Genomic DNA, 15998 nt, shown 5'->3' with positions numbered 1-15998 from the left:
CCAACTAACTAAGGTATTAAACTAATATGTTTTGTTCTTAAAAAATGGACTTGTTTAACACAGAAAACAATCACCTTAATTAGTGTTATCTTAGAATTAAATAGCGTTAAGACATTTTTAAATGAAGGATTTATTTGAAAAAATTTATAAAGACAAAGGGCCGTTAGGTAAGTGGGCATCACAAGCAGAAGGGTACTTTGTGTTTCCTAAATTAGAAGGAGAAATTTCAAATAGAATGAAATTTCAAGGGAAAGAAGTTATTACTTGGAGTATAAACGATTATTTAGGTTTAGCAAATCACCCAGAAGTAAGAAAGGTTGATGCTGAAGCTGCTGCACAATACGGTTCTGCATACCCAATGGGCGCACGTATGATGTCTGGTCACACAGATTTGCATGAAAAACTTCAAAATGAATTAGCTTCATTTGTGAAAAAAGAAGCGGCATACCTTTTAAACTTTGGTTACCAAGGTATGGTATCTACCATTGATGCTTTGGTTTCTAAAGATGATATTATTGTGTATGATGTTGATGCACACGCATGTATTATTGATGGTGTACGTTTACACATGGGTAAGCGTTTTACTTACAAGCACAACGATGTTGAAAGTTTAGAAAAAAACTTAGAGCGTGCCGCTAAAATGGCAGAACAAACCGGTGGTGGTATTTTAGTTATTTCTGAAGGTGTTTTTGGTATGCGAGGCGAACAAGGACGCTTAAAAGAAATAGTAGCTTTAAAAAAGAAATTCAATTTCAGATTATTTGTAGATGATGCACACGGTTTTGGTACGTTAGGTGCTACGGGTGCAGGTGCAGGTGAGGAGCAAGGTGTGCAAGATGATATTGATGTATACTTTGCAACCTTTGCAAAATCTTTAGCAAGTACCGGTGCTTTTATTGCTGGTGATAAAGAAATTATAGATTATTTAAAATATAACTTACGTTCTCAAATGTTTGCCAAATCACTACAAATGCAGTTGGTGGTTGGTGCTTTAAAACGTTTAGAAATGTTAAGAACCATGCCAGAATTAAAAGCAAAACTTTGGGAAAATGTAACAGCTTTACAGTCTGGTTTAAAAGATCGTGGTTTTGATATTGGTACTACACAAAGTTGTGTAACACCTGTATATTTAAAAGGAAGTATTCCTGAAGCCATGGCTTTGGTTAAAGATTTACGTGAAAATTACGGTATATTCTGCTCAATTGTAGTGTATCCTGTAATACCAAAAGGTTTAATTTTATTAAGATTAATACCTACGGCTTCACATACCTTAGATGATGTAAATGAAACACTTGCTGCCTTTGAAGGGATTAGAGACAGGTTAGAAAACGGTACTTATAAGCGTTTATCTGCCGCTGTTATGGCAGCAATGGGTGAGTAATAAACTAATTAATTATTCTCATAAAAAAAGTCCGAATTTAAAATTCGGACTTTTTGTTTTTATAAATCTTTTCTAAACGTTTTACGCTTTCGGTACACTTCAGGGTTAAAATGTTTCCAAATTTGATGAATGGCAATGTTGTCTTCTAGTTCTGGTGTTCTATAGCAAAATTCTATACCTTTTTCAGTAAATGTTTTATAATATTCATTAAAAATTACCGCATGCACGCCTTTATTTTGGTAATCTGGATGAATACCAATAAGGTAAAAATTAACATCTTTACTGTGCTTTTTAGCTTTTAAAATATGCCTAAAACCAAATGGGAACAGTTTGCCATTGGCTTTTTGTAAAGCTTTTGCAAATGAAGGCATTACAATAGCAAAGCCTATTAAATTATTATCTTTATCAACTACAAACTTTATGTATTCTGGGTTTACAAAACTTATAAACTTCTTTTTAAAATAGGCTTTTTGAATATCGGTTATTGCTACAAATGACGATAAGGAAGCATAGGTTTTATTAAATAAATCAAACATTTTATCAACATACGGCATAACTTCTGATGTTTTAGTAAAGTTTAATGCGGTAAGTTGGTAACGTCTTTTTATAAGTGCTTGTGCTTTTTCAAAGGTTTCAGGTTTTACATTGCTAAACGGAAATTTACTTTCTATATATCTTTTTTCAATTTTAAATCCAGCAGCTTCGTAATGTTTTGCGTAATAGGGGTGATTATACCATGTTACCATAGGCGCATTATGCTCAAAACCATCTGTAATAACACCAACTTTATCAAGGTTTGAAAACCCAACAGGCCCTTCGGTATATTCTAAATTGTGTGCTTTTCCTATTGTTTCAACTTTGTTTAATAACGCTTTTGATACTTCTAAATCATCTATAAAATCAAACCAGCCAAAACGCATTTTTAATTGTTTTTGGTCTTTTACCTCAAGCCAATTTATAATGGCCGCCACTCTACCAACTACGGTATTATTCTTATAAGCTAAAAATAATGTAGCCTCAGCATCATTAAATACAGGGTTTTCATTGGTGTCAAAAGTTTTTAGCTCTTGACTAATAATTGGTGGTGTCCAGTATGGTGAATTTTTATAGAGTGTAAATGGAAATTTAACAAAGGTTTTTAAGTCTTTTTTATTGCTAACTTCTTTAATTGTAATCATATACAGTTAACGTCTTTAGGGTTATTTCGTTTAATCAAAATCTATGCTTTGCTTTTTTTGTTTTTTAGGGCTATCATCTTCATCGGTAGTATTTTTACGCTTTTTAGAGGCTTTTTTAGATCTTTTTTTACCGTTTTTTCTATCGCGTCTATCACCTTCATCTTCAGCGCTTGTGCCATTATCTATTTTTGGGTCTTTATGAAAATCTAACCTGTAAGAGGCGCCTATACTAGCATTAAAAACAGATGGCGTGTCTTTGGTATTAAAGGTTATAGCCGCATCTAACTGAAAATCTTTTCCAAATAAGCGCGCGCCACCAACTCTAAATAAGTTATCGGCATAAAAATCACTTTTAATGCCTTGAGCTTCACCAAAAATAACCCATTGAGGGTTAAATGCATGTGTAAGGGTAAGTATATATTGGAAATCAGATTGGTCTGTACCAATGCGGTCTTTAATTAAATTCATAACAAAAACCCAACCACCAGAAAAATTATTTTGTGTAGCAATCATTACTTTTGGGCTAATGCCTTCAACACCTGGAGCGGTATAAGGGTTGTTTTTAGTATCATAATTAATTCCTGCAAAAATTGAAACTGCAGGTATTAAATTGCGCCATTTAAAACTGTGATTAGCTTTCCAGCTGTATAGATTTGGCTTGTTAGCTTCTTCATTTTTATAGGGATCAAAAATTAAGTATTTAGCACCTAAAGCCAAATGTTTAAAGTTTGCTCTATCCTCTTCGGCACCTTCTTGGTAGGTGTATGTTTTTGTATCATTTTGGTAAGCACCTTCTATATTAATTTCTAATTGCTCAAATAAAAAGCCGTAGCGTACTGCAAAATCTGCACCTAAGCCAGAAACTTCGTAAGTGGTTGCTGGTGTGCGTTTTTCTTTTATAAAATAAGGGCCAACTTCAAATTGTACTACGTTTTTACCTACTGAAAACGCACTTCTAGAAACACCAGGTCTGTTAGAATTTATAACATCGGTATATTGGCTAAAAGCGTGTAAGCTTAAAAAACACATTAAGGCTGCAAAGATAGATTTGTATGGCTTCATCATTAAAAATTAGGTGTTATAAAGAACAAAATAGGGGTTGTTGCAAGGGGCTGTTACCTCAAATTTAGTTATCAAATATATATATTTTATACTTTTTTTATCAGTTTTAAACGTTTTTTAAGTATATAGAATTGTATTTTTGTTTTTTAAAAAAGAATTTTCATGCAACAATTTGCATCTGCCACAGGTTTAGTAAAAATGATTCTTATCATTTTGTTAATTTATTTTGGTGTTAAAATATTAGCACGTTTGTTTTCGCCATTTTTAATAAAGTTTGTAGCCAAAAAAGCCGAAGAGCGCTTTGGGCAACAGTTTAATGGGAATTTTCAAAATAGAAAAACTCAAGAAAAACCTAAAAAAGAGGGCGAAGTTACAATAGATAAAATACCAACGCGTAAAACGTCAAATAAAGATGTTGGAGATTACGTGGATTTCGAAGAAATTGATTAATTTCACAACCATTGATTTTAAAGCACCTTCATGCAACTTTCATTTAAAAAAATCTGGCCTCATATACTTGTTTTACTGGGGTTTGTAGTTATATCTTTAGCATATTTTAGTCCTGTTTTACAAGGAAAAGCTATTTTTCAAAGTGACATCAAACAATACATTGGGATGTCTAAACAACAAAAAGATTATAGGGCGCAAACAGGCGAAGAAACCTATTGGACAAATAGTGCCTTTGGCGGTATGCCAACCTATCAATTAGGTGCTAAATATCCACATAATTATATAAAAAAGTTAGATTTAGCACTGCGGTTCTTGCCAAGACCTGCCGATTATTTATTCTTGTATTTATTAGGTTTTTATGTTTTAATGCTGGTATTAAAAGTAGATTTTAAACTGGCAGCTGTTGGTGCGCTTGCATTTGGCTTTTCAACCTATTTAATTATAATTTTAGGCGTTGGGCATAATAGTAAAGCACATGCTATTGCTTATATGCCACTGGTTTTAAGTGGTATATTGCTAACGTTTCAAAAAAAATATATTGCTGGTTTTTTATTAACTACGGTGGCTATGGGGTTAGAAATTGTGTCTAACCATTTTCAAATGACCTATTATTTACTGCTATTGGTTCTTGTTTTAGGCGTTGTTTACTTAATAGATGCATTTAAAAAACAGGTGTTACCGCATTATTTTAAATCGGTTGGGGTATTGGTGTTAGCTGTAATTTTATCTATTGGCTTAAATGCTACAGGTGTTTTGGCAACCCAAGAATACGTAAAAGAAAGTACCAGAGGTAAAAGTGAATTAACTATTAATGCAGATGGTTCACCTAAAGAAGTTACTTCGGGTTTAGATAGAGATTACATCACTCAGTTTAGTTACGGTATTGTTGAGACTTTTAATTTGTACATACCGCGTTTTATGGGTGGTGGAAATTTTGAACATGTTGGGAAAGATTCACAAACCTATAAAAAATTCAGGTCTCAAGAAGCGCCAACATATTGGGGTAATCAGCCCATTGTTGAAGCGCCTGCCTATGTGGGTGCGGTGGTTATTTTCTTGTTTGTTTTAGGGTTGTTTTTAGTAAAAGGTCGCTTAAAATGGTGGTTAGTAGGTGGTACAGTAATGTCTTTGCTGCTTTCTTATGGTAAAAACTTAGGGTTTTTAACCAATTTTTTTATTGATTATGTGCCACTATACAATAAATTTAGAGCCGTAAGTTCTATTCAGGTTATACTAGAATTATGTGTACCTGTGTTGGGTATATTTGCTTTAGCACGATTGCTTAACGATTTTGAAAAAGAAGATGAAAAATTTATAGCGCTTAAATATACAACCATTATAACGGCAGGTTTAGCTGTTGTATTTTTGTTGTTCAAAAACACATTGTTTACTTTTTCTGGTGCAAATGATGGGTACTATTTGCAAAGTTACGGACAAGATTTTCTAAACGCTGTAAAAGATGACAGAAAATCTATGTTTACTGCCGATACTTTGCGCACCCTAGTTTTGGTGCTACTAGCCGCGGGTACTGTGTTTTTCTTTCTAAAAAAGAAATTAAAAGAAACCGGCGTTATTACAGTTTTTGCTATACTTATTTTATTCGATTTGGTGCTTGTTGATAGGCGTTATGTGAATAATGACGATTTTGTAGCAGCTATTAAAGTGAATAAGCCATTTTCAGCCACGGCAGCTGATAACGATATTTTAAAAGACGAAGGTCATTTTAGAGTGTTTGATGTGACTAATGAAGGGTTGCAAAATCGCACTAGAGCATCGTATTTCCATAACTCATTAAATGGCTATAATGCTGCAGAATTAAAACGCTATCGCGAAGTTTTCGATTTTTATATTGCGAAAAACAATATAAATGTGCTTAACATGCTTAATACAAAATATGTAATTATTGATGGTGAAAAAGGCCCATCGGCATTGTTAAATGATGAGGCTAATGGTAATGCTTGGTTTGTAAAAACTGTAGAAAAGGTAGCTACGGCCAACGTTGAAATTTTAGCTTTAGATAGTTTAAATACTAAACACAAAGCCGTTTACACACATGGTACCATTGCAAAACAAATTTTTGAAGTAGATTCTCTATCAAATATTGAGCTACAGGAAGTTGCTCCTAATTACTTAAAGTACAAATCTAACAACAATCACGATGGTTTTGCGGTATTTTCAGAGGTTTATTATGGTAACGGCTGGAAAACACTTTTAGATGGTAAACCAACAACACACATGCGTGTTAATTACACATTGCGTGGTATGCAAATACCAAAAGGCACACATACTATTGAATTTGTTTTTGATCCGCAAGTGGTTAAAACAGGTAGTCGTATTGCTTTAGGTAGTTCGGTTTTATTAGTGCTTTTGCTAGCAGGAGGATTGTTTTTTGAATTTAAGAAAACACAAGAAAAAGGTGCCTAAAAAAGCGCTCATAATAACGTATTATTGGCCGCCTGCGGGTGGCCCGGGCGTACAGCGTTGGTTGAAATTTGTAAAATACCTGCCAAATTTTAATGTAGAACCTATTGTTTTTGTTCCTGAAAATCCCAATTATGCTTTAACTGATGTTAGTTTAACTCAAGATGTTTCAAAAGATTTGCAACTATTAAAGCTTCCTATTAAAGAGCCTTACAAGTTGGCAAGTTTTCTTTCAAAAAAGAAATCAAATACCATAAGTAAGGGGATTATTTCAGATTATAAAAACCAGAGCTTTATTGAAAAAACCATGCTATTTGTGCGTGGTAATTTTTTTATTCCAGATGCTAGAAAACATTGGGTGGCGCCTGCTACTCAGTATCTGTCAGAATATATTGAAAAAAATCCAGTAGACGTTGTTATTACTACTGGTCCGCCGCATAGTTCACATTTAATTGGTATGCAATTAAAAAAACAATTACACGTTAAGTGGTTGGCAGATTTTAGAGATCCGTGGACAACCATTGGGTATCACAAAAAACTTAAACTCACAAAATGGGCTAAAAAGAAACATTTGTTTCTAGAAAAGCAGGTATTGAATACAGCAGACAGGGTAGTGGTTACTAGTTTTGTAACTAAGCAGGAATTTACTAAACTCACCAATAAACCTATTGATGTTATTACTAATGGCTATGACTATGAGAATGTGCCCCCCGTAGCGTTAGATACTAAATTTTCTATAGCGCATATTGGGTCTTTGTTGTCAAAACGAAACCCTGAAATTTTATGGCGCGTGTTGCAAGACTTGGTGCAAAAAAATCTTGAATTTAAACATGATTTGCAACTCAATTTCATTGGCGCTGTTAGTGATGATATATTACAGTCTATAAAAAAACATAATTTAAGTGACTGTGTAAATATGTTTGGTTATTTGCCTCATAAAGAAGCTATTGTGTTTCAAAAAAAATCACAGGTATTATTGTTAGTTGAAATTGATTCAGAAGAAACACGATGCATTATTCCAGGTAAGTTGTTTGAGTATATGGTGTCAAACAGACCTATAATTTCATTAGGTCCTGAAGGTTCTGATGTTGAAAACATTATTAAAGAAACCAACACCGGACTGTATTTTAATTACAATGCTTATGAAGCATTAAAAGCTGCTATTTTAAATCATTACAAGGCTTATAGAAATAATAATTTAAAAGTACATGCAGTTGGTTTACAGAAGTATAGCAGAGAGGCTTTAACACAACAGTTAGCTACAATTATATAATGGGTATCGTTGCATCACAATCTTTAAAAAATGTAGCCTCTACGTATTTAGGCTTTATTATTGGCGCAATTAACACCTTATTTTTATACACCAATTTCCTATCTGGTGAATATTACGGTATGGTAGGGGTTATGCTATCTGCAGCACATGTTATGATGCCATTAATGGCCTTTGGCGTACACAATACCTTGGTTAAATTTTACAGTACGTTTAAAACGCGTGTTTCACTAAATAGTTTCTTAACAATAATGGTTTTATTGCCATTAGTTGTTATTGTGCCTGTAAGTGTTATTGGGTATGTGTGTTATGAAGCTGTAGGTGATTTTCTAGCTTCTAAAAATACACTTATAAAAAATTACGTGTGGCACACCATTGTTATTGCTATTGCTTTGGCGTATTTTGAAGTGTTTTTTGCCTGGGCAAAAGTGCAAATGAAAACGGTGTTTGGTAATTTTATGAAAGAGGTTTTTCATAGAATGGCTTCCATGGTTTTATTATTTTGTTTGTATTTAGAGCTGTTAACAGTAGAGCAGTTTATGGTGGGCTTGGTATGTATGTATTTAATACGCATGCTTGTTATGATGTTTTATGCATTTAGTGTGCGCGTACCAGTTATAGTGTTTAAAAAAATTGGTAATATATCAGCTATTTTAAAATACACGTCGCTTATATTAATTGCAGGCTCTGTAGCTAGTATTTTGTTAGATGTGGATAAGGTGATGTTAGGTAAACTATTAGTTGACTTAAATAATGTAGCGTATTATAATGTAGCGGTTTACATGGCTACGGTTATTGCAGTGCCACAACGTTCTATGCATCAAATTTTAATGCCATTATCGGCTAAATATCTAAATGAAAAAGATTTTGATGCTTTAGATGAATTATATAAAAAAAGCGCATTAAACCTTTTAATTATTAGCGGATGTATCTTCTTGTTGATAGTGCTTAATGTAAAACAATTTTATTTTTTAATTAATACACAATATAGTGTAGGGCTTTATGTGGTGTTGTTAATTAGTACCGCAAAATTGTATGATGCCATGTTGGGTAGTAATAATGCTATTTTGTTTAATAGTGATTATTATAGAGTTGTACTATTGTTGGGTGTTTTTTTAGCAGTGCTAACACTTATTTTAAACATTGTTTTTATACCAAAATATGGCATTAATGGGGCAGCCATGGCTACGTTTTTGGCTATTGTGTTTTATAATTCGGCCAAACTATTTTTTGTATATAAATACTTCAAAATACAACCTTTTACGCGTAATAGCTTAAAAACAGGAATGTTAATATTTGGATGTTTTGTTGTGTTTTACTTTTGGGATTTTTCATTCACACCTATTCTAAATATAGCTTTAAAGTCTACATTAATTAGTGTGTTGTATCTTGTTGTGGTTTATAAGTTTAAGCTGTCTGAAGATATTGTGTACAACATAAATAAAATCTTAAAAAAATAAAAAAGAAAACCCCATGATGCTGCTTTGAGGCAAACGTATCACAGGGCTTTCCAACTAACCAACCAAAGTTATTATGATCTTCTTCTAGAGGTAGATCGTGTATTGTTGCTAGATGATTGTCTGTTTTGAGACACTCTAGCGTTATTATTTTTATTAACACTTCTTGTTACGGTTCTTTGCGGTACACTTTTACGCTGTGTAGAGCTAGATCTTTGGTAACTTTTTTGCGGTGTTCTTGTTGCTTTTTTAGCTACTTGTGGCGCTCTTTTTGTGTTATTACTTTTATAGTTTCTAGACGTGTTTGTCTGTGGTTTACTGTATCTATTACTCTTTCTGGTAATATTAGTATTACTAGATCTATTTACAGTTGTATTTCTATTAGTAATAGTGTTTGCGTTTCTATTGTTTTTAGATATACTTCTAGAGCTATTGTTTTGTCTAACACCATTGTTTCTGCTGTATGTGTTATTACCTTTTCTAGATGCATTAGTCTTAGCCATATGGCTTCGGTTTGTGCTATAGCGGTTAACACGTGTTATGTTTCTGTTACTGCGGTTAACGGTGGCGTAACTTCTGTTTCTTATAATGCTATGTCCGCGTCTGCTCGCAACAGCTGTTCTAGGTCTGTAATTGTTATAAAATGGTCTTGAGTATACATATCTTACTGGTGTGTAATGTCTTCTATACGGTCTGTTGTAAACCACACAGTAATTCACCGCAGGTACTGCGTAGTATCTGTGCCATGGGCGGTATACATAATTTCTATTATAAACATTTATGAAGCCTGTACAGTGCGAAAATGTATTGTACCTGTTGTAGTGTACGTATAAACCGCCCACTCTAGACACATATCCAAAGTTGTTGTAAAAAATGTTTACATTTCCAGCCTGTACAATACGGCCGTAATGATCATAGTAAATTGGTGTGTTTTCAATTTGAATAATAGCTCCAAACTCGTCATATTGCACATAGGCATTATAATCATACCCAGAATTAAAACTAACATGAACGTTAGGTGATCCAATAGATACATTGAACCTCGCATTACCTCTCACAATATTAAAATCGAATTGTCCATCTCTAAACACCGAGAATTCAATACCATTTTCTACAAATATGAAAGAATTACTGTAGCCTCCAATATAAGCAGATGTGTTGTTACTATTGTTTTTGGTGGTTGTAACGGCATTAGCGGTAAATCCTGTAAGGATGAATCCAGCTAAAATGAATAGTATTTTTTTCATAATCTGTAAATTTAAATGTGAATACGTTTATGTAATACCAAACAGCGTGCCAAAAAATAAATAGTGTTTTTTAATTGTGAGAATGAAGGTGCTGATTCGTGTTATGAAAAAATGATTTTTTTGTTGTCAAGTTTTTGTCAAGCATCGTTTTTAGTAATGTTTTGTTTGCTTGGTTACATTTGGTTTAACTATTAACTAAACACATATATATATTATGAAAAACATTACACTAGTATTCATTTTTTTTACTTCAATTACATTTGCGCAGCGCGTAGAACCCACATTTAGTTGGTCTAATAAAGCCGATTATCAAATTAATGGTGAAACCGCTGTTACCTTTAAACCAGGTGATAATATTACCATTGAACTAACCTATACCTTAGGGTCTACTAATGGTACTAATGATGCGTTTAATTTTGTTTTAGCAGGTTTGCAAGATGAACTAATAGCCAACCATGATGTGATTAATGGTACTTGGGCCAATGAAACAGTAGCACAGCCTAATGATTATGCGTTTCCAGGTGCTGGCTCAGGTGGTGTTACTACAGCCAATTATACCATTCCTGCTAATGCGCCTTTGAGTTCTGAAAACACGAATTTAACTTACAGAATATTAACCTATTTGGCTTATACGCCAGATGGTGGTTCTACTACTTATGGTGGCCCCGGAGCAAGTGATCCAACGTTAGTGTATATAAGAAGTCAGGCCGAAATAAATGCATTATCAACGTCTCGTTTCAATAAGAATAAATTAAACGCTTACTATAACGCAAAAACGGATGCAGTCGTTTTTAAAAATGCTGCTACTATTACAGATGGTTACACTGTTTATAACATCATGGGGCAAGCAATACAAGCAGGCGCTGTTTCAAATAAAATTGATGTTTCTAGATTAAAATCCGGACTCTATATTTTATCAACAGCCAGTGGTAGTTTAAAGTTTGTTAAGTAATTTAATACTTAATTAGTTTGTTGGGAAAAAGAACGCTTTTTTAAGCGTTCTTTTTCATTTATAACTTATCTTTTAAATACGTACCTGTTACAGAGTCTTTATTATTAACTAAGGCTTCCGGTGTGCCAAAAGCTACAATGTTTCCGCCATTTTCTCCGCCTTCAGGACCTAAATCAATAACATGGTCTGCACATTTAATTAAATCTAAATTATGTTCTACTACAACAATAGAATGTCCTTTTGCTATAAGTGCGTTAAACGATTTTAATAATTTTTTAATATCATGAAAATGCAAGCCTGTAGTAGGTTCATCAAAAATAAACAGGGCTTTGTCTTTGGTGTTGCCTTTACCTAAAAATGTAGCCAATTTAATGCGTTGCGCTTCACCACCAGAAAGGGTAGAAGAACTTTGCCCTAAGGTAACATAACCTAAACCAACATCTTGTAAGGGTTGTAGTTTATTTTTTATTTTAGGTTGGTTATTGGCTTCAAAAAAGGCAACCGCATCATCAATGGTTAAATTTAAAATATCATCAATGTTTTTTTCGGCAAATGTAACTTCAAGCACTTCTTTTTTAAAGCGTTTGCCTTTACAGGTATCACATTCTAAATGCACATCGGCCATAAATTGCATTTCAATAGTTACTTCACCTTCACCTTTACAAGTTTCACAGCGTCCGCCATCTACGTTAAAACTAAAATGTTTGGGTTGGTAATTTCGTATGGTGCTTAATTTTTGTTTTGAAAACAGGCTTCTAATATCGTCATAAGCTTTTATATAGGTAACCGGATTAGAACGTGATGACCGCCCAATAGGGTTTTGGTCAACAAATTCAATGGCTTTAATATTGCTGAAGTTGCCTTTCAATGCTGAAAATTGCCCGGGTTTGTCACCAAAATCGGTGAGTTTTTTTTGTAAAGCCGGAAATAATATTTTCTTGACCAATGTACTTTTGCCACTACCAGAAACGCCTGTAACAACGGTTAACATGCCTAACGGAAAACAGACATCAATATTCTTTAAATTATTTTCTCTGGCGCCTACAATATCTACGTGGTATTTTGTGGTTCGTCGTGTGTTAGGTACTTCAATTTCTAAAGATGCATTTAAATATTGTGCAGTTAAAGAGTTTGAAGCCAGCATATCTTTATAAGTGCCTTGTGCTACAACATGGCCACCGTGTGTACCTGCTTCAGGGCCAATATCAATAACGGTATCGGCCGCTTTCATAATATCTTCGTCGTGTTCTACTACAATAACCGTATTACCTAAATCGCGTAAGGCTTTTAATACCAAAATAAGCTGTTCGGTGTCTTTGGGGTGCAGGCCAATACTGGGTTCGTCTAAAATATACATAGAACCTACTAAACTACTTCCTAAAGAAGTGGCAAGGTTAATGCGTTGACTTTCGCCACCAGATAAGGTGTTTGAGCGCCTGTTAAGTGTTAAATATGAAAGCCCTACGTTGGTTAAAAACGAGAGTCTGTTATTAATTTCGGTTAAAAGTCTGGCTGCTATTTGTGTATCGTATTCATTAAGTGTTAAATTTTTAAAAAAAGCAGCCAAAGTGTTTAAAGGCATTTCAACCAAATCGGTAATGGTGGCATTGCCAACTTTTATGTAGTTTGCTTCTGGTCGTAACCGTTTCCCGTTACAGGCTTTACATGTGGTTTTTCCGCGATAACGCGATAACATAACCCTGTTTTGAATTTTATAGGCTTTGGCTTCTAACTCTGCAAAAAAGCTGTTTAAGCCTTCAAAATGTTGGTTACCATCCCAAATAAGTTGTTTTTGGGCAGCGGTTAATTCAAAATACGGTTTATGTATGGGGAAATTGAATTTATGTGAATTATTTACCAATTGGTCTTTGTACCAACTCATACTATCACCACGCCAAGGGAAAATGGCATTTTCATACACCGATAAGCCTGTGTTGGGTATTACTAAATCTTCATCAATGCCTATAATATCGCCGTAACCTTCGCATTTAGGGCAAGCGCCATACGGGTTGTTAAAACTGAATAGATGCACATTGGGTTCTAAAAATGTCATGCCGTCTAGCTCAAACTTATTACTAAAAGCACGTTGTTGGTTGTCTTTTAGCGTTTCAATAAAACAAGTGCCTTTGCCTTCGTAAAAAGCAGTTTGAATGGCATCGGCCAAACGGTTGTAAAAATCGTCTTCATGTTTTACAATAACACGATCTACCACAAGCAAAACCTGGTCGGCATCGGTCACCTCAGCCTCTTCAATACGTTGCACTTTGTTGTTAACTTGTATACGGGCATACCCTTGCTGGTTTAAGGCTTGCAATTTATTATCTATACTGCGGCCTTCTTCTAAAAAAATAGGCGCTAAAAGCAAAAGTTTGTCGCCATTGTTAAAGGTTTTTATATAGTTTAAAACATCGGTAACCGTTTCTTTTTTTACTTCATTACCAGAAATGGGTGAGTAGGTTTTACCAATGCGCGCAAATAATAGTTTGAGGTAGTCATAAATTTCGGTAGTAGTGCCAACGGTAGAACGTGGGTTGGTAGAATTTACCTTTTGCTCTATAGCAATGGCTGGTGCAATACCTTTAATATAATCTACTTTGGGTTTATTTAAGCGCCCTAAAAACTGGCGTGCGTAGCTAGATAAGCTTTCAACATAGCGTCTTTGGCCTTCGGCATATAAGGTGTCAAAGGCTAAACTAGATTTACCAGAACCCGATAAGCCGGTGATTACCACTAATTTATTGCGAGGTATTACAACATCAATATTTTTTAAGTTGTGCAATTTTGCACCTTTAATAATAATGTTTTCTTTGGGGTTTACGTCTAAAATATCAGTATTCATGGGCTTTTTAAAGAAATAACCTAACAAAGATACTACAAGAATTTGAACTTAAAAAGTATAGGTGAAACCCATAGGTTACATAAAAAAAATCTATAAATTTTGTTTTTTAGGAACGATTGTTGTTATATTTGGATTATAATAATCCGCTTAAAACGAGTAGCCTATAGTATAATATTACTTTTTAAAAAAGAATAACCCCAAACAAAGAAGCTCTGCTTCTTGTATAAAAAGTAATGATTATGCAACATCAATTAACTCCAGATGCTACACTGGTAAGCAACTACATTAAAGGCGATGAGTGTGCTTTAGAAACCTTAATCTACAGGCACAAACAAAAAATATACAGTTTTATATTTTCTAAAGTATATGATAAAGATTTGGCTGAAGATCTTTTTCAAGATACTTTTATAAAAGTTATAAAAACCTTAAAACATGGGTCTTACAACGAAGAGGGTAAGTTTTTACCATGGGTTATGCGTATTGCGCACAATTTGGTAATTGATTATTTTAGAAAGCACAACCGCATGCCTAAATTTGATAACACGGGTGAATTTAGCATTTTTTCGGTGTTGAGTGATGCTGCACTAAATGCAGAAACCGCTATTATTAAAAGCCAGGTAGAACGTGATGTACGCCGTTTGGTTGACGAACTGCCTGAAGACCAAAAAGAAGTGCTGCTTATGCGTATTTATAAAGATATGAGTTTTAAAGAAATATCAGATAAAACAGGTGTGAGCATTAATACAGCTTTGGGTAGAATGCGCTATGCACTTATTAATTTACGCAAAATTATAGAAAAGCATAATATTGTTTTAACCAATTAGTACAATATTGTCATTTTTGCTGCGTTATCAATGGTATAAATCTTTAAATTGATATAATGGCAAAACTTTACTCTGAAAAACATTTTTCTGAAAACACTAATAAACAGCAACCTAAAGATGAAACGGTGCAGTTTATTTTAAATTATTCAAAAGCATTACGTGTTATAAATTGTAATACATTGACGTTTGAAATGCTTCAAAATTAAGTATTTAAAGACTGTTTAGGTAACCACTAAACAGTCTTTTTCTTTTTGAGGTAGTCGTTAATTACCGATTTTCTACCAATGGTTTTGGTAATCACATCTTTTTCTAAATTCCAACCACGTGCAGGCGAATATTCACGTCCGTACCAAATAATTTGAAGATGTAAATCGTTCCATAATTCCCTTGGGAATAAGCGTTTAGCATCCTTTTCAGTTTGTGCTACATTTTTTCCGTTGCTTAAATTCCAACGATACATTAACCGGTGAATATGCGTATCTACAGGAAAAGCGGGCACACCAAAGGCTTGAGACATGACTACACTGGCGGTTTTGTGTCCTACTGCTGGTAGTGCTTCTAGCGCTTCAAAACTTTGTGGTACTTCGCCGTTATGTTCTTCAATTAAAATTTTTGATAAGCCATAAATACCTTTACTTTTCATAGGCGATAGGCCTACGGGTTTTATAATGTCTCTTATCTCATCTACCGTTAGTTTTACCATATCATAAGGGTTATCGGCACGCTCAAAAAGCAATGGTGTAATTTGGTTAACGCGTACATCGGTACTTTGAGCAGACATAAGTACGGCTATTAACAGCGTGTACGGATCTTTATGGTCTAGCGGAATAGGAATTTCAGGATATAGCTTATATAATGTATTGATAACAAAGTTTACACTTTCTTGTTTTGTCATAGAGTTGTATTTTTACAAAAAA

13 protein-coding genes are annotated in these 15998 nt (G+C 34.0%); 8 read left to right on the top strand and 5 right to left on the bottom strand.

The window, feature by feature from the left end:
* Positions 1 to 121: 121 nt before the first annotated feature.
* Positions 122 to 1381 carry a cysteate-C-fatty acyltransferase gene (gene capB, locus ACXAG4_RS12775; protein ID WP_475296473.1) on the top strand — a complete coding sequence of 420 codons (1260 nt, stop codon included), beginning with the start codon at positions 122 to 124 and terminating at the stop codon, positions 1379 to 1381.
* Positions 1382 to 1440: 59 nt separating this feature from the next.
* On the opposite strand, the gene ACXAG4_RS12770 is transcribed toward capB, so the two are convergent.
* Entirely contained in the window at positions 1441 to 2559 is a 1119-nt protein-coding gene (locus ACXAG4_RS12770) for a GTP cyclohydrolase (RefSeq protein ID WP_475296472.1), read from the bottom strand.
* Between the two features lie 30 nt (positions 2560 to 2589).
* Positions 2590 to 3624, bottom strand: a complete 1035-nt coding sequence (locus tag ACXAG4_RS12765) for a transporter (RefSeq protein ID WP_475296471.1) — start codon at positions 3622 to 3624, stop codon at positions 2590 to 2592.
* 159 nt (positions 3625 to 3783) lie between these two features.
* On the opposite strand from ACXAG4_RS12765, the gene ACXAG4_RS12760 reads away from it, so the two are divergent.
* The 4 genes from ACXAG4_RS12760 to ACXAG4_RS12745 are packed head-to-tail and all read left to right on the top strand — an operon-like array spanning position 3784 to position 9222.
* Complete coding sequence (locus ACXAG4_RS12760; protein ID WP_475296470.1) at positions 3784 to 4071, top strand: DUF4834 family protein; 288 nt, start codon at positions 3784 to 3786, stop codon at positions 4069 to 4071.
* Positions 4072 to 4101: 30 nt separating this feature from the next.
* Positions 4102 to 6495 (top strand): YfhO family protein, encoded by a 2394-nt coding sequence (locus ACXAG4_RS12755; RefSeq protein WP_475296469.1) that lies wholly within the window; start codon positions 4102 to 4104, stop codon positions 6493 to 6495.
* Positions 6488 to 7765 (top strand): glycosyltransferase family 4 protein, encoded by a 1278-nt coding sequence (locus ACXAG4_RS12750; RefSeq protein WP_475296468.1) that lies wholly within the window; start codon positions 6488 to 6490, stop codon positions 7763 to 7765. Before ACXAG4_RS12755 ends, ACXAG4_RS12750 begins: the two co-directional genes overlap by 8 nt.
* Positions 7765 to 9222, top strand: a complete 1458-nt coding sequence (locus ACXAG4_RS12745; RefSeq protein WP_475296467.1) for a lipopolysaccharide biosynthesis protein — start codon at positions 7765 to 7767, stop codon at positions 9220 to 9222. The genes ACXAG4_RS12750 and ACXAG4_RS12745 overlap by 1 nt, the downstream gene beginning before the upstream one ends.
* Before the next feature lie 71 nt (positions 9223 to 9293).
* Here the strand turns inward: ACXAG4_RS12745 and ACXAG4_RS12740 are convergent, their stop codons facing one another.
* The gene (locus tag ACXAG4_RS12740; protein WP_475296466.1) at positions 9294 to 10466 is read right to left on the bottom strand and encodes a hypothetical protein; all 1173 of its coding nucleotides are present in this window, start codon (positions 10464 to 10466) and stop codon (positions 9294 to 9296) included.
* Between the two features lie 214 nt (positions 10467 to 10680).
* Between ACXAG4_RS12740 and ACXAG4_RS12735 the strand changes: the two genes are divergently transcribed.
* A complete protein-coding gene (locus ACXAG4_RS12735; protein WP_475296465.1) occupies positions 10681 to 11418 on the top strand; it encodes a T9SS type A sorting domain-containing protein in 738 nt (245 codons plus the stop codon).
* Positions 11419 to 11476: 58 nt separating this feature from the next.
* Here the strand turns inward: ACXAG4_RS12735 and uvrA are convergent, their stop codons facing one another.
* A complete protein-coding gene (gene uvrA / locus ACXAG4_RS12730; RefSeq protein WP_475296464.1) occupies positions 11477 to 14257 on the bottom strand; it encodes an excinuclease ABC subunit UvrA in 2781 nt (926 codons plus the stop codon).
* A gap of 239 nt (positions 14258 to 14496) precedes the next feature.
* Here uvrA and ACXAG4_RS12725 point away from each other — a divergent pair, with 239 nt between their 5' ends.
* Together ACXAG4_RS12725 and ACXAG4_RS12720 are read left to right on the top strand one after the other, a co-directional pair.
* Positions 14497 to 15081 carry an RNA polymerase sigma factor gene (locus tag ACXAG4_RS12725; protein WP_475296463.1) on the top strand — a complete coding sequence of 195 codons (585 nt, stop codon included), beginning with the start codon at positions 14497 to 14499 and terminating at the stop codon, positions 15079 to 15081.
* A gap of 56 nt (positions 15082 to 15137) precedes the next feature.
* Positions 15138 to 15287 carry a hypothetical protein gene (locus ACXAG4_RS12720; RefSeq protein WP_475296462.1) on the top strand — a complete coding sequence of 50 codons (150 nt, stop codon included), beginning with the start codon at positions 15138 to 15140 and terminating at the stop codon, positions 15285 to 15287.
* Positions 15288 to 15313: 26 nt separating this feature from the next.
* On the opposite strand, the gene ACXAG4_RS12715 is transcribed toward ACXAG4_RS12720, so the two are convergent.
* A complete protein-coding gene (locus ACXAG4_RS12715; protein ID WP_475296461.1) occupies positions 15314 to 15976 on the bottom strand; it encodes an endonuclease III domain-containing protein in 663 nt (220 codons plus the stop codon).
* Between the last annotated feature and the right edge of the window lie 22 nt (positions 15977 to 15998).

Source organism: Seonamhaeicola sp. ABD4_175, assembly GCF_056160885.1.
Note: the sequence above shows the minus strand (reverse complement) of the source record. Positions and strands in the feature narration are given on the sequence as shown.

Bases quoted from the DNA above. Each gene is read 5' to 3' on its own strand.
- capB (WP_475296473.1), top strand. From the start codon at position 122: ATGAAGGATTTATTTGAAAAAATTTATAAAGACAAAGGGCCGTTAGGT.
- uvrA (WP_475296464.1), bottom strand. From the start codon at position 14,257: ATGAATACTGATATTTTAGACGTAAACCCCAAAGAAAACATTATTATT.
- ACXAG4_RS12740 (WP_475296466.1), bottom strand. From the start codon at position 10,466: ATGAAAAAAATACTATTCATTTTAGCTGGATTCATCCTTACAGGATTT.
- ACXAG4_RS12720 (WP_475296462.1), top strand. From the start codon at position 15,138: ATGGCAAAACTTTACTCTGAAAAACATTTTTCTGAAAACACTAATAAA.
- ACXAG4_RS12725 (WP_475296463.1), top strand. From the start codon at position 14,497: ATGCAACATCAATTAACTCCAGATGCTACACTGGTAAGCAACTACATT.
- ACXAG4_RS12765 (WP_475296471.1), bottom strand. From the start codon at position 3,624: ATGATGAAGCCATACAAATCTATCTTTGCAGCCTTAATGTGTTTTTTA.
- ACXAG4_RS12735 (WP_475296465.1), top strand. From the start codon at position 10,681: ATGAAAAACATTACACTAGTATTCATTTTTTTTACTTCAATTACATTT.
- ACXAG4_RS12770 (WP_475296472.1), bottom strand. From the start codon at position 2,559: ATGATTACAATTAAAGAAGTTAGCAATAAAAAAGACTTAAAAACCTTT.
- ACXAG4_RS12745 (WP_475296467.1), top strand. From the start codon at position 7,765: ATGGGTATCGTTGCATCACAATCTTTAAAAAATGTAGCCTCTACGTAT.
- ACXAG4_RS12715 (WP_475296461.1), bottom strand. From the start codon at position 15,976: ATGACAAAACAAGAAAGTGTAAACTTTGTTATCAATACATTATATAAG.
- ACXAG4_RS12760 (WP_475296470.1), top strand. From the start codon at position 3,784: ATGCAACAATTTGCATCTGCCACAGGTTTAGTAAAAATGATTCTTATC.
- ACXAG4_RS12755 (WP_475296469.1), top strand. From the start codon at position 4,102: ATGCAACTTTCATTTAAAAAAATCTGGCCTCATATACTTGTTTTACTG.